The organism is Ruegeria sp. H7, from assembly GCF_056532945.1.
Genome location: NZ_JBQFNZ010000001.1, coordinates 444,299 through 458,117 on the forward strand (window position 1 = coordinate 444,299; position 13,819 = coordinate 458,117).

At 60.6% G+C, this 13,819-nt stretch carries 14 protein-coding genes and 1 tRNA gene; 11 read left to right on the plus strand and 4 right to left on the minus strand.

Annotation, left to right across the window (positions count from 1 at the left end):
- Nucleotides 1-66: 66 nt before the first annotated feature.
- From ACR0AC_RS02045 to ACR0AC_RS02055, 3 genes are all read left to right on the plus strand, one after another.
- A complete protein-coding gene (locus tag ACR0AC_RS02045) occupies nt 67-1,203 on the plus strand; it encodes a fatty acid desaturase family protein (protein WP_480871747.1) in 1,137 nt (378 codons plus the stop codon).
- Nucleotides 1,204-1,220: 17 nt separating this feature from the next.
- Nucleotides 1,221-1,529 carry a MocE family 2Fe-2S type ferredoxin gene (locus ACR0AC_RS02050; RefSeq protein WP_170734401.1) on the plus strand — a complete coding sequence of 103 codons (309 nt, stop codon included), beginning with the start codon at nt 1,221-1,223 and terminating at the stop codon, nt 1,527-1,529.
- A gap of 64 nt (nt 1,530-1,593) precedes the next feature.
- Nucleotides 1,594-2,658, plus strand: coding sequence for a hypothetical protein (locus ACR0AC_RS02055; RefSeq protein ID WP_480871748.1), 1,065 nt, complete (start codon nt 1,594-1,596; stop codon nt 2,656-2,658).
- 95 nt (nt 2,659-2,753) lie between these two features.
- Here ACR0AC_RS02055 and ACR0AC_RS02060 read toward each other — a convergent pair whose 3' ends face one another.
- Nucleotides 2,754-4,220, minus strand: coding sequence for a uracil-xanthine permease family protein (locus ACR0AC_RS02060; RefSeq protein ID WP_480871749.1), 1,467 nt, complete (start codon nt 4,218-4,220; stop codon nt 2,754-2,756).
- Nucleotides 4,221-4,461: 241 nt separating this feature from the next.
- Nucleotides 4,462-4,551: transfer RNA gene (locus tag ACR0AC_RS02065), tRNA-Ser, on the minus strand.
- Nucleotides 4,552-4,751: 200 nt separating this feature from the next.
- Here ACR0AC_RS02065 and ACR0AC_RS02070 point away from each other — a divergent pair.
- The 8 genes from ACR0AC_RS02070 to ACR0AC_RS02105 are packed head-to-tail and all read left to right on the plus strand — an operon-like array spanning nt 4,752 to nt 12,168.
- Nucleotides 4,752-5,903 (plus strand): SPOR domain-containing protein, encoded by a 1,152-nt coding sequence (locus ACR0AC_RS02070; protein ID WP_170523634.1) that lies wholly within the window; start codon nt 4,752-4,754, stop codon nt 5,901-5,903.
- 17 nt (nt 5,904-5,920) lie between these two features.
- On the plus strand, nt 5,921-7,087 hold the full coding sequence (locus ACR0AC_RS02075) for a D-alanyl-D-alanine carboxypeptidase family protein (protein WP_170621417.1): 1,167 nt from the start codon (nt 5,921-5,923) through the stop codon (nt 7,085-7,087).
- Entirely contained in the window at nt 7,084-7,710 is a 627-nt protein-coding gene (tmk, locus tag ACR0AC_RS02080) for a dTMP kinase (RefSeq protein ID WP_480871750.1), read from the plus strand. Before ACR0AC_RS02075 ends, tmk begins: the two co-directional genes overlap by 4 nt.
- Before the next feature lie 3 nt (nt 7,711-7,713).
- Nucleotides 7,714-8,835 carry a DNA polymerase III subunit delta' gene (locus ACR0AC_RS02085; protein ID WP_480871751.1) on the plus strand — a complete coding sequence of 374 codons (1,122 nt, stop codon included), beginning with the start codon at nt 7,714-7,716 and terminating at the stop codon, nt 8,833-8,835.
- Nucleotides 8,832-9,638 carry a TatD family hydrolase gene (locus ACR0AC_RS02090; RefSeq protein ID WP_480871752.1) on the plus strand — a complete coding sequence of 269 codons (807 nt, stop codon included), beginning with the start codon at nt 8,832-8,834 and terminating at the stop codon, nt 9,636-9,638. The genes ACR0AC_RS02085 and ACR0AC_RS02090 overlap by 4 nt, the downstream gene beginning before the upstream one ends.
- A complete protein-coding gene (locus tag ACR0AC_RS02095) occupies nt 9,635-10,432 on the plus strand; it encodes an MBL fold metallo-hydrolase (RefSeq protein WP_480871753.1) in 798 nt (265 codons plus the stop codon). The genes ACR0AC_RS02090 and ACR0AC_RS02095 overlap by 4 nt, the downstream gene beginning before the upstream one ends.
- 45 nt (nt 10,433-10,477) lie before the next feature.
- On the plus strand, nt 10,478-11,410 hold the full coding sequence (locus tag ACR0AC_RS02100; protein WP_170451866.1) for an AEC family transporter: 933 nt from the start codon (nt 10,478-10,480) through the stop codon (nt 11,408-11,410).
- 59 nt (nt 11,411-11,469) lie between these two features.
- Nucleotides 11,470-12,168, plus strand: a complete 699-nt coding sequence (locus tag ACR0AC_RS02105; RefSeq protein WP_480871754.1) for a CbiX/SirB N-terminal domain-containing protein — start codon at nt 11,470-11,472, stop codon at nt 12,166-12,168.
- 11 nt (nt 12,169-12,179) lie between these two features.
- On the opposite strand, the gene ACR0AC_RS02110 is transcribed toward ACR0AC_RS02105, so the two are convergent.
- On the minus strand, nt 12,180-13,172 hold the full coding sequence (locus ACR0AC_RS02110) for a GGDEF domain-containing protein (RefSeq protein WP_480871755.1): 993 nt from the start codon (nt 13,170-13,172) through the stop codon (nt 12,180-12,182).
- Entirely contained in the window at nt 13,169-13,756 is a 588-nt protein-coding gene (locus ACR0AC_RS02115; RefSeq protein ID WP_480871756.1) for a heme NO-binding domain-containing protein, read from the minus strand. Before ACR0AC_RS02115 ends, ACR0AC_RS02110 begins: the two co-directional genes overlap by 4 nt.
- Between the last annotated feature and the right edge of the window lie 63 nt (nt 13,757-13,819).

Here is a 13,819-nt window from a genome sequence, read left to right on the forward strand (position 1 = left end):
CGGACAGGCCGTCTGATCACTCAACACGGCCTGCGATTGGTAGAACCATAACGACGGCGTAAACCGATGACCGACACGCTTCAACATGGGCCCTTGCCCGAAACAGTTCGGGATTATTCCCTGACTGGCGAGACCGGCAAAAAAGCGCAGGAGATCGGGCTTGCGGCAGCAGAGTGGTATCACAGCACCGTCCCCCGCAAGACGATGAAATCCCTCATGAAACGCCGCGACGGCCCTGCCCTGCGCGACACCGCATTGTGGGTTGGGCTTCACATTTTGCTCGCCGCCGGGGGCATCTTCTTCTGGGGAAGCTGGCTCTCGGTCCCGTTCTGGCTGGCCTATGGCGTGGTCTATGGCTCGGCCTGCGACAGCCGTTGGCACGAATGCGGCCATGGGACGGCCTTTCGAACGCGCTGGATGAACGATGTTGTGTATCACATCGCATCCTTTCAGATCATGAGGAACCCTGTGAACTGGCGGTGGAGCCACGCGCGCCATCACACCGACACGCTGATCGTGGGCCGCGACCCGGAAATCGCCTGGATGCATCCGATCAACCTGATGCTGAAGGCACTGGCGTTTGTCGGCATCTACGACACCTGGCTGTCACTCAAGGTCCTGTTCCGCAACGCGCTGGGGTATTTGTCGCCGGACGAGAAGGACTACGCCCCGCAATCCGAATGGCCAAAGGCCGTGTTCTGGGCGCGGATCCATATGCTCATCTACGCGGTCGTGTTGCTGGTATCCGCGTTCATGCTGGCAAACGGCATGGGCTGGAAATCGACAATCCCCATCCTGCTGATCGGCGGGCCGCGCGTTTACGGGTGCTGGCATTTCGTCATGACCGGCCTGCTGCAACATGGCGGCTTGCCCGAGGACGTCATTGACCACCGGCTGAACTCCCGCACGGTCTACATGAACCCGATCAGCCGCTGGCTGTATTGGAACATGAACTATCACGTAGAACACCACATGTTCCCGATGGTCCCCTATTACGCGCTTCCTGCCCTGCATCAGGAAATCAAAGATGACCTTCCCGCGCCCAACACCTCAATCTGGGATGGCTACAAAGAGATGATGGGGGCCGTGATGCGTCAACGCACTGACCCCGGCTATGCGTTAAGGAAAACGCTGCCGCCAACGGCGCAGCCCTACAAGGAACATCTGCATTCCCATGTGCCAGACCGGAGCAGTGACGATTAAAAAGGTAGGAGGCCAAAATGCCCTGGATCGAAGCAATCGCCATTGATGACGTTGAAGAAGAGGACGTCATTCGCTGGGACCACGTCGGTCGAACTTTTGCAATTGTCCGTGGCCCGGACGGAGATTTCTTTTGCACAGACGGTTTATGCACTCATGAACAGGTTCATCTGGCCGATGGCCTGGTGATGGATTACGAGATCGAGTGCCCCAAACATAACGGGATTTTCGATTACCGTTCGGGCCAAGCCTTGCGCGCCCCTGCCTGTGCAAAGCTTGGAACTTATGAGACGAAGATTGAAGGTGGCAGAGTTTTCGTTTTGGTTTGAAGAATAATCTCACCGGACGCGCAGCCCTCAAGACGAACAGCGCCCAAAACCACAAGGCGGTCCCATGTCCGAAGACACGATCAACCTGAATGCAGATGGCATCCGACTGTCGTTCGACACCAGTATCGGCATGATCAAAAGCTTCACGGTGATGGGCGGCGACGCTGGGATATCCCCGTTGCACCGCGCGCCTTGGGTCGGAATGGACGAGGCCCTTCCCGATGGGCTAGCGCCCCATCTATACAAGCTGGGAGGAGATTTTTTCTGCGCACCGTTTGGGCAAGAAAAAGACGGGGCACCCCTGCATGGTTGGCCTGCAAACGCATGCTGGTCGATCATTGATCTGTCGCCGGACCAATTGTCAGCCCGGTTGGATCACCGCGTCAACGATTCGGAAGTCATCAAAGAGCTTTCACTGCGCCCGGATCACCCCTTTGTTTATCAAAAACATACGCTTGTGGGCGGGTCCGGGTCGGTCCCGGTGGCCAATCATGCGAATATCTCTCTGCCAAATGGTGGCTTTATCCGGACCTCTGCCAAATCCCGCTGGATGACGCCTGCGACACCACAGGAAACCGACCCGAAACGCGGCAGGTCGGGCTTGGTCTACCCTGCGTCCAGTGACGATCCAACGCGTTTCCCGTCGCAGGACGGCACCACAGATTTGACGCGCTATCCCTGGTTCCAAAGACATGAGGATTTTGTTGCCGGTCTCGATGCACCCGGTGGCGGGTTGGGCTGGACAGCCGTCACCAGACCGATCGAGGGTGATCTGTTCCTTTCGCTCAAGCGTTCTGAATACCTGCCCATGACGATGCTGTGGCACTCGAACGGAGGGCGGGATTATCCGCCGTGGTCGGGCCGTCATTTTGGCTGCCTGGGCATCGAAGAAGGCGCGGCCGGGCATGTTTTGGGACCTGATCGCGAAAAGGCACTGTCCGGGCCCGGTGCTTTGCAGCTATCTCCGGCCCGCTCTGCCGTTGTTAAACACGTGATCGGCGCAATTGCCTGGCCTGCGGGTTCTCCGGTTCACTCCATAAGCTTGCATGATGACGGGCTGGAGGTTTTGGCGGATTGCGGAACACGCAAACGCATCAGCTTCGACACCGAATTCTTGCAGGGTTCCTAACACCCAAACGTCGCAGTCCCCGCGCCTTGTCTGAGCAGGATTGGGCGACAGCCGGTTCCCTGACAGGAACAAAGCCATCGCCCGCCGGTCAAATGTCAGGCGTGATCGTCTTTCACCAACTCGCCGCGACCATGTCCTGACATACCGCCAGAAACCTCCTCGGTCGCTTCATCCGCCAATGTCTCTGGCAGGATCAGGTTCAGGACAATGGCGATCAGGGCCGCAGGTAAGATCCCCGACGCACCCAGAACTCGCAGCGTATCCGGCAGGTGCTGCAGCGCGTTGGCCGAACCCGGCGCGACATTCATGACCTCTAGCTGAAGCCCAAGGCCAATCGACAGCGAGACCGCGAAGATCACCATGTTCCGACGGTTCCAGACCACATCGGACAGCATCGAAACACCGGCGGCGACAACCATCCCGAACATGACGATGACCCCGCCGCCCAGCACTTCGATCGGGACGGTGCGAATGATGCCACCGACTTTCGGGACCAATCCGCAGATGATCAGGAATATGGCTCCGATGGTCACGACATGTCGGCTCATCAACCCGGTCATCGCAATCAGGCCCACGTTCTGGCTGAACGAGGTGTTGGGAAACCCGCCGAAGATACCGGCAATGGCGGTGCCGAAACCATCGGCAAAGGTCGCGCCCTGAATCTCCTTATCCGTCGCTTCGCGGCCCGCCCCACCTTTCGTGATCCCGGAGACGTCACCAACGGTTTCAACCGCTGAAACAAAGGCCATAAGGCAAAAGCCGATCACAGCGGCCAGAGAGAACTCGAACCCATACTTGAATGGCTGTGGCAGCGCGAAAGCCGCAGACCGTTCCCACGAACCCGAAATCGCCTCGAGCGGCAGCTTCCCGACGAGGATGCAATAGACATATCCGACAAGAATGCCGATCAGCACAGCCGAGACAGACAGCATCCCGCGGGCAAAGAACTTCAGCCCCAATGTGACAAACACAACGATCAGCGCCGGGGCCCAGCTGGACAATGAGCCGTAGGTTTCAGACCCCGAAGCCTTGGCCGGAACACCACCGGCGGCGTATTCGATGCCGACTTTCACCAATGCAAGCCCGATCATTGTCACGACAAGACCTGTGACCAAAGGCGGCAGGGCAAAGCGGATTCTGCCGATCACAGTACCCAGCAAGGCATGGAAAAGGCCGCCGATTATGACGCCTCCGAACAAGGCGGCCAGACCGTCGACGCCCTTTCCGGCGACCAGCGGTATCATGATCGGGATAAAGGCAAAGGACGTCCCCTGCACGATGGGCAAGGCCGCCCCGACCGGGCCGATGGTGACCGTCTGCAACAGCGTAGCAACGCCTGCAAACAGCATCGACATCTGGATCAGGTACAGCAGTTCCGGGAAATCCGGACTGTTCGAGCCAAAGCCAAAACCGGCGGCCCCGGCAACGATAATCGCTGGCGTGACGTTCGAGATAAACATGGCCAGCACATGCTGAATGCCCAACGGCACGGCACGATATATGGCAGGAAAATAGTTCGGATCACGAAGTTGCTCTGGCGTTCCGATTGATGAAGCAGTCATGGAGTCCCTCGCGTTGCGCCCCTGTTGCAGACTTTGCCGGGGTGTTGGCGCGCACGCTGTGACCTGCGTTCGACTCAGCGGCTTTGGACCTATTGGCCTTCTCTGTGCCTTGACCTCCACAAAGTGGAGTTAGGTTAGTGCAGAAAAGCGCGAGGGATTATCAAAAATACCCGAAAGGTGCTGTGCTGACGTGGGGGGCCGTAGGGCGGAATGCCCAAACAGTACGATACGGATTTTGGAGTGGCGGGGAGACAGGGATTCGAACCCTGGGAACGCTCTCACGTTCAACGGTTTTCAAGACCGCCGCATTCGACCACTCTGCCACCTCCCCGTCGAAGGCAGGGTCTAAGGCCAACTGAAATCAGAGGCAAGTCGAAATCGGGAAATCTTGCCGAAGCCTGCGCAGCAGTCTTTCCATGACACCTCGCCCGCGTTATGCTCTGGCGGTAAGACCGTAGCAGGCTGGCGCGCAGAACCGGCCCTGCGGCGGGGCTCGGAAAAACGAGGCCCTTTCAGGCAAGGGATGAAAAGATGAAGCGAGCAACACAGACACGCGCAAGATCGCGAGGACTGGCTGTTTTGGCTGTGACTTTGACCGTTTTGTCCGGGTGTGAGGAAGTTTTACAATCACAGAACGCGTCTGAAGATGGCGCAAAATCCGGGGACGACTCGAAGATCGAGTTGCTGCCTCAGGTCACCAGCGCCTCGCAACGTGATGTCGAGGCGCCGGATGTGTTTTCCGTCACCGAGGCAGGTTTGTGGGACGGGCGTCCATCGCTGGGCGGTATCTGGGTCGCACATCCTGACGTCAAGCAGCCCGAACGCGTGCTGATCAAGAACACCGCCAACAACAAAACCATCACCGGCGCGCTGTTCCGGCGGGAACGCAATTTGCCGGGTCCGGCGCTGCAGGTATCCTCGGCGGCAGCAGAGGAATTGGGAATGCTGGCCGGTGCCCCAACCCGCGTCAGTGTCGTTGCCCTGCGCCGCGAAGAGGTCGAACAGAAGCCACCTGCCGAGGAACCCGCCCCCGAAGCGGAAACAACCAGTGACGAGGCCGAGGTCGCGGCAGCCGAAACCGCGCCGGATACCGCGGCCGAGGAAAAGCCCGCCAAGCGGAAATGGTGGCAACGTAAGGAACCCGCAGCCGCGGCAGGCGCAGCCGGTGCCGCCGCCGCAGCAGCGGGGTCCGCAGCTGAGGACGCGGCAGAGACGGCGGTCGATGCCGCTGCACCGGAAGCCAGTGCAGCCGCCGCGCCGGGCCTGTCCGATGCTCCGGTCGCGCCGCCGCCCGAAAAGCCAGCCAAGCGCAAGTGGTGGCAAAAGAAGCAGCCAGACGAAATCACCCAGACGCCGCTGGACCCGATCGAAGGCGCAGCCGCCGCGATTGAAGCAGCCGAACCTACACCGGCAGCCGCTGCGGCGGCCACGGCGGCGGCCCCCTCGAACCTGTCGAAACCCTTCGTTCAGGTCGGCACGTTCAGCGTCGAGGCCAATGCCAAGTCCGCAGCGGACAAGGTTCGCAAGAACGGCATGACCGCCGACGTGCGCGAACTGAAAACCGAAGACAAAACGGTCTGGCGGGTTCTGGTCGGCCCCGCCGCGACCCGCGCGGAACGCAAGGCTATCCAGAGCGACGTGAAGGCCTTGGGCTTTACCGACGCGTTCACCGTGTCCAACTGATAACAGGAGGCGCCCCCGTGCTATCCGCATTGCGAACATCCGTATTCACCCTTGGGCTGGCCGTTCTGGCCCTGCCCGCGCACGCGTTCGATACCTCGGCGCGCGCGGCTTATGTGATGGACCAGACGACCGGGACGGTTCTGCTGTCGAAAGACGCCGATCAACCCTTGCCTCCGGCGTCGATGTCAAAATTGATGACGCTGTATGTCGCGTTCGAAGCGCTGCGCGACGGGCGGTTGACCCTGCAGGAAACCCTGCCGGTTTCCCAACATGCAATGAGCTATGGCGGCTCGACCATGTTCCTGAACACGCAGGATCGCGTAACGGTCGAGGACCTGCTGCGCGGGATCATCGTGCTTTCGGGCAATGACGCCTGTGTGGTGATCGCCGAAGCGCTCAGCCCCGATGGCACTGAGGCGGGGTTTGCCCGCTACATGACCCAGCGCGCCAAGCAAATTGGCATGGACAACTCGAACTTTGCCAACTCGAACGGCTGGCCCGCTGCCGGGCATATGATGTCGGTGCATGATCTGGCGGTTCTGGCCGACAGGCTGATCACGGATTTCCCGGAATACTACCCCCTGTTCGCCGAAGAAGAGTTTGAATTTGACGGGCGCGCACCGTCCAACAAACGCAACCGGAACCCCCTGCTGCGGCTGGACATCGGGGCCGACGGGCTGAAAACCGGCCACACGCAAGAGGCGGGCTATGGCCTTGTCGGCTCGGCCAAACAGGGCGACCGCAGGGTGATCTTCGTGCTATCGGGTCTCGACAGTACCGCGCAGCGGGCAGAGGAGGCTGAGGCCGTGGTTAACTGGTCGTTTCGAAATTTTGTCGAGAGGACAGTTGCCACCGAAGAAGCGCCGATAGCCGAAGCCAAGCTGTGGATGGGCGAGAAAAAGACCGTGGGTCTGGTGCCCGAGGGTGATCTGAACGTGTTGTTCCCCGTTCTGGGTGCACAGGATGTCGAAGCCGAGGTGGTCTATGAGGGCCCGATCAACGCGCCCGTCACCAAGGGCCAGCAACTGGCCGAACTGGTGATCAAACCCGAAGGTCTACCCGAAATCCGCCGCCCGCTGGTCGCGGCCGAAGATGTGCCGCTGGGCGGGTTCGTGGTGCGAATGATGACCGTGGGCGGCATTGTCCTGAAAGACGTGATCAATAACCCGCTGGAGTCGATGTGACGCAACGCGGGTTATTCCTGACCTTTGAAGGCATTGACGGATCAGGCAAATCAACTCAGGCCCGGATGCTGGCCGAGTATCTGGATGCCGCTGGCCATCAGGTCATTCTGACGCGTGAACCCGGCGGCTCGCCAGGGGCCGAGGAAATCCGCAGGCTGGTGCTGGAAGGCGACCCTGATCGCTGGTCGGCGGAAACCGAGTTGTTGCTGTTCACCGCCGCCCGCCGCGACCATCTGGAGCGGACCATCGAACCGGCCTTGGCCGATGGCATGGTGGTGATCTGCGACCGTTTTGCCGACAGCACACGCATGTATCAGGGCCTGTCGCGCGGCAATCTGCGCGGGCTGGTGGATCAGTTGCATGATCTGATGATCGGGCGCGAACCGGACATGACCCTGCTGATCGACATGGACCCGGATACCGGCCTGTCCCGCGCCAAAGGCCGTCAAGGAACAGAGGAACGGTTCGAAGATTTCGGCCCAGCCCTGCAAAAACAGATGCGCGCCGGGTTTCTGGCTTTGGCGGATGAATTCTCTGACCGGTTCCGCGTCGTCGATGGCAATCGCGACATGGACAGTGTCGCACAGGATGTGAGAGATATCGTCGAGGCAGCTTTGCGATAGACGATGAGCGACGACACCCCAACCCCAGATCAGGCGCCCGGCGCGCCGCATCCGCGTGAAACCGCCCGCCTGTTCGGGCAGGACGCGGCGGAACAGGCGTTTCTGACCGCCTACACCTCGGACCGGCTGCATCACGGCTGGCTTCTGACCGGCCCGCGCGGGGTTGGGAAGGCAACGTTGGCCTGGCGGATCGCGCGGTTCCTGCTGGCTACGCCCCCTGCTGATGACGGTGGGCTGTTTGGTGCGCCTCCACCACCTGAGACACTGGATATTGATCCGGATCATCCGGTCTCGCACCGTATCATGGCGGGGGCAGAGCCCGGTTTGGCGGCGATCACACGCTCGCTAAACGATCAGGGGCGGTTGCGCGGTGAGATTGTGGTGGATGACATTCGTAAGCTGGGCAAGTTCTTCGGCCTGTCCTCGGCGGATGGCGGACGGCGTGTGGTCATCGTCGATTCAGCGGATGAGATGAATGTCAGCGCCGCAAATGCGCTGTTAAAAATGCTTGAGGAACCGCCCGCGCGGACCACGCTGTTGCTGATCTCGCACCAACCTTCGCGCCTGTTGCCGACGATACGGTCGCGGTGTCGGACCCTGCGCTTGTCGCCGCTGGGGCCCGAGGACATGCAGGCCGCACTGGCGCAGACCGGGGCGGAACCGCCTGCGCAGCCGGATCATCTGGCCGCGCTGGCTGCCGGGTCGGTCGGCGATGCCGTGCGTCTGATCAATCTTGGCGGGCTGGAGATTTATGCCGAACTGATCGCCATTCTGGGCACCCTGCCCCGCATGGACCGCCAACGCGCCTTGAAACTCGCCGAAGCTGCCGCTCAGCGCGGCGCAGCAGATCGGTTCGAATTGCTGCTGACATTGATTGACGTCGCCCTGTCCCGCCTTGCCTTGACCGGCGCCACCGGCACCCCACCCGCGCCCGAGGCCGCCCCGAACGAGGCCGCGACGCTCGCGCGCCTGTCGGCCTCACCCGATCAGGCGCGGCGCTGGGCCGAGGTCGCCGCGACAATCACGGCCCGCGCACGCCATGGTCAGGCGGTGAACCTTGACCCTGCCGCTTTGGTTCTAGATACGGTGTTCAAGATACAGGAAACCGCCGGTCAGAGCAGATGAGCGACACCCCCCAAATCACCGACAGCCATTGCCATCTGGACTTCCCCGATTTCGAGGGGCAACTGGACCATACCATCGCCAACGCCGCCGAGGCAGGCGTGACCCGCATGGTCACGATCTGCACCCGTTTGCGCAACGAGCCTTCCGTCCGCGCCATCGCCGAGGCCTACGCTCCGGTCTTCTACGCCGCGGGCACCCACCCGATGAGTGCCGCAGACGAGCCAATGGCAACGGTCGATGAACTGGTCGCTTTGGCGCAACACCCAAAATTCGTGGGCATCGGCGAATCCGGACTGGATTACCACTACACCGCCGACAGCGCCGAGGTGCAGAAACAATCGCTGCGTATCCATATCGAAGCCGCCCAGCGCACCGGCCTGCCATTGATCATCCACGCTCGCGCCGCCGATGATGACATGGCCCGCATTCTGGCCGAGGAATACCGCAACGCGCCCTATTCCTGCGTCATGCATTGCTTTTCGTCCTCTGCCGAGCTGGCCAAGGCTGCTCTGGATTTGGGGTTCTACCTGTCCATGTCCGGCATCGCTGCTTTCCCCAAAAGTCAGGAGTTGCGCGACATCTTCGCCGCCGCGCCCGTGGACCGCATTCTGGTCGAAACCGACGCGCCCTACCTGGCCCCGCCGCCCTATCGCGGCAAACGCAATGAGCCTGCCTATACCGCGCACACAGCCCGCAAGGGGGCCGAGGTGTTCGGCATGGATTACGCCGCATTTGCCGCGCAAACGCAGGCCAATTTCGACCGCCTGTTCTCGAAGGCCGCATTGTACAAGGCCGCTGCATGAACCAGCTCCGGTGCACCATTCTAGGCTGCGGGTCCTCGGGCGGCGTGCCGCGCCTTGGCGGGCAATGGGGTGACTGCGACCCAACGAACCCGCGCAACATCCGCCGCCGCTGCTCGATGCTGGTGGAGCGGGACGGACCAGATGGCACCACATCGGTCCTGATCGACACAACGCCGGACATGCGCAGCCAGTTGCTGGATACCGGCACCGGTCGGTTGGACGGGGTGGTCTATACCCACTCTCACGCTGACCACGTGCATGGCATCGACGATCTGAGGATGATTGTCTTCAACATGAAATCCCGCGTGCCGGTCTGGGCTGATGGCGACACGCAAAACGCCCTGCTTGGGCGGTTTGGATATGCGTTTATCCAACCCGAAGGTTCACCCTATCCGCCGATTCTGGATCTGAAATCCATTGACGGCGCTTTCGAAGTTGACGGCCCCGGTGGCCCGATCCCCTTTCAACCTTTCAAGGTCAATCACGGCTCGATCGACGCGCTGGGGTTTCGGATGGGCAACCTTGCTTACCTGCCGGACGTCGCAGAAGTTTATGACGACGCGTGGCCTGCAATGGAGGGGCTGGATTGCCTTGTCATCGACGCCCTGCGCCGCACGCCGCACCCGACCCATGCGCATCTGGAAAAGACGCTGGGCTGGATTGAAAAGCTGCAACCGAAGCTGGCGGTACTGACCAATATGCATATCGATCTGGACTATGCGACCGTCGAGGCCGAGACCGCAAACCACATCACCCCCGCCTATGACGGGATGGTGATCCATCAAGCGCTGTAAGGCCCTGCCCCGCGCAATCCGGATACCGCCAAGCCGTGGGGCGATATGCTTCAAAGCCTGATTGATGTCATCCTGCCGGTCTTTCTGGTCATCGGTGCGGGCTATGCCGCGACGCGGTCGGGCTATTTCAAAGAAGTGCATGTCGATGGTCTGATGAAATTCACGCAGGGCTTCGCCATCCCCTGCCTGCTGTTTCTGGCCATCGCGCATCTGGACCTCAGCGCCAGTTTCGATCCGCGCCTGTTGGCCAGCTTCTATTCTGCCGCTGCGCTGTGTTTCACCGCCGGACTGTTCGGCGCGCGGCTGATCTTTGGGCGCGAGTGGGAAGACTGCGTCGCCATCGGCTTTTGCTGCCTGTTTTCGAACTCAGTCCTGCTGGGCCTGCCGATAACCGAGCGTGCCTATGGGCCTGAAAACCTGACCGGAAACTACGCGATCATCGCGTTCCATTCGCCCTTCTGCTATGGCGTCGGCATCACGGTGATGGAGATCGTCCGAAATCGCGGCCATGGCGGCGCGCGGATGGCACGCTCGGTCCTGTCTGCGATGTTCAAGAACGCTTTGATCCTGGGCATTGCGCTTGGGTTTGTCGTCAACCTCTCGGGCCTTGTCATTCCCCGCGTGGTCGATGAAGCGCTTGGCCTTGTGACCCGCGCGGCCTTGCCCGGAGCCCTGTTCGCACTGGGCGGCGTGCTGGTCAAATACAAGCCCGAGGGTGATCTGCGCACGATTGCCTATGTGTGCTGCATCTCACTGATGCTGCACCCAAGCCTTGTCTGGATCTTCGGCAAATCCACCGGACTGCCGCAGGACCTGTTCCGCTCGGGCGTTTTGAACGCGGCCATGGCACCGGGTTTCAATGCCTATATCTTTGCCAATATGTATGGCCGCGCCAAACGGGTCGCCGCCTCATCCGTTCTGATCGGAACAGGCGTTTCGATTCTGACCGTCTGGCTTTGGCTGGCCGTTTTGGGCTAACACCTGTCTTGACTTGCAGGCCCGGCGACACAGCTATCGCCCAAGAACAGGAGCCGTATATGCCGCACGCCATTATTGTCGCCCATGGTCAACCCTCGGATCCCGATCCGGCCGAGGCCTCTTTGTCGCGGTTTGCCGCGCAGGTTGATGCCGTGGCGGCCGGTGTATCGGTGCATTCTGCCACCCTCGCCGCCCCCGGATCGCTTGAGGCCATGATGGATAGCCTGCCCAGCGACACGGTGATTTACCCTTTGTTCATGGCCAAGGGCTGGTTCGTCACCAGCGCCCTGCCGAAACGTGTCGGAAACCGTTGCCTGCAGATTTTGGACCCGTTGGGCGTTGACCCGGAATTGGCCAATCTGGCCGCCTCGGCCCTGCAGGATGCGGTGGTCGCGAACCAATGGCTGGCGTCAGAAACAGATCTGGTGATCGCCGCCCACGGATCGGGGCGCAGCCGCAATCCTGCGACTGTGACGCGGGATTTTGCCAAGACACTGGGTGAGATTCTTGCGTTCAAATCAATTCACGTGGGCTTTGTTGAAGAACCCCCTTCAATTGCCGATGCAGCGAGCAGCGTGGGTCAGAAATCCATATGCCTGCCCTTCTTTGCCTGCACAGGCGGGCACGTGTTGGAAGACGTCCCGCAAGAACTGGACCGCGCCGGGTTCAAAGGGCAGCTATTGCCCGTGGTCGGAGAGCTTCCGCCCATAAAACTCCAGATCGCCCGGAAGCTGAGCGCCGCCTTCGAAACCGCCTGACAAGGGTCAACTCACGACTGTGCCTGCGACAGCGTTGAGTACAGTCGATGGCATGACCGCCCTTCCCGCTTGGCCTGATACAACGCCAGATCGGCGGCATGAAGAACCTCTGCTGCTTTGGGCGCATCGAACTGGGTGGAGATCGCCGTTCCGATGCTTGCGGAAATACGGCAGGGCTGTTGTTGAAACATCATCGGCTCATTCAATCGCGCGATCAGGCGTGCGGCGATGGAGGCCAACACATCCTCTCGGGTCAGGCCCTTGAAAATAATCACAAACTCATCGCCGCCGACACGCGCAACGGTGTCGTCGCCCCGCGTTTCCTCGACCATGATCTGGGCGGCTTGCTGCAATACATAGTCCCCGGCGGCGTGACCCAATCGGTCATTCACGGCTTTGAAATAGTCCAGATCCAGATGCATCAGCGCAAATGACGCGTTGGCCGATACCAGATGCCCCAACATATGATCCATCGCGCGGCGGTTTTTTAGGCCGGTCAAGGTGTCGGTATAGGCTTGCTCCTCAGCCGCCAGCATCGCGCCCTGCAGTCGCAGGTTCAGGGACCGCGATGCCTCCATCGCGGCGGATTTCGCCTCGACCAGATACAGAAGTTCGATGGCCAGATCGGTGCCCGAAAAATCGGCACTGGTCAGGGCGTAATCCCGCACCGCGTCCAGGATCGAGATGCCAAAGGAGAGGTTGATCACCGCCCCGCGCCCATTCGGTAACGGCGCAACAAGCCCTTTCAGGGCGGTTCGGGGTTCATCAAGAAACTTCAGATGCAGCTTCGCCCCGGCCATGGACATCAGCGCCGGAATGGTGGTGACGGTGCGCGGGCGGATCAGTTGGAACACGTCCAAAAAACCTTTCCCGATCAAAGGCATGTCCGGGCGCAGCTTTTGCAGCGTAGGCCCGGCCCGTTCGATTTTCCCGCCTTCCTCCAGCAGCAGAAACATCGGGCACAGGGTTTCCAGCAGATGCGCCAGATCCTCGGGTTCTGTCATCCGTTTCGCGCCCCCAAATCGAAATGCCGCCCTTCCGCGAAGGCGCTTTCCACCAACATGATCGAGATAATCTCGGCCGTATCCTGTTGCCCGTCATGCGACAGCATCACCAGGGCACCATAATCGTCGGCCATGGCCCGCAGGACTCCGACCATTACGCTCGAATAACCCGGTAACCCCGAATAACAGAGCAACTGATATTCGGTCACAGAACGTTCCCGCAACTCTAAGGCGGGTAAGGTCAGGTCCGACACGGCCAGACGGACGCGATCCGCAAGGTCGTCCAGCGAATGCAGAAACTCGACATAGCTGACGCCGCCAAACCTCAGCAATCGTCGCAAGCCTTCCATATTGGGATGCGAGACCAGATAGGTGCCGACGTCTTCGAGTATTTCGGGCTGCGGACGCCCCAGATCGTGGCTCAACGCGTCAAGAACCTGCGCCAGCACGTCTTCGCCATAGATCAACATGGGCTCGAACTCGTGAAACCCCAGCCCCGCCGCCTCGGTCACGCGCAACCAGCACGATTGGCCATAAGTCGCACAGACAAAGGATTGGATCGCCCGATTGATCAGACCATGCATAAGGTGCCCCAGATTGGTTTCACCCTACTGTGGTCTGACAATCCTTAACAAATAGCCAAAATC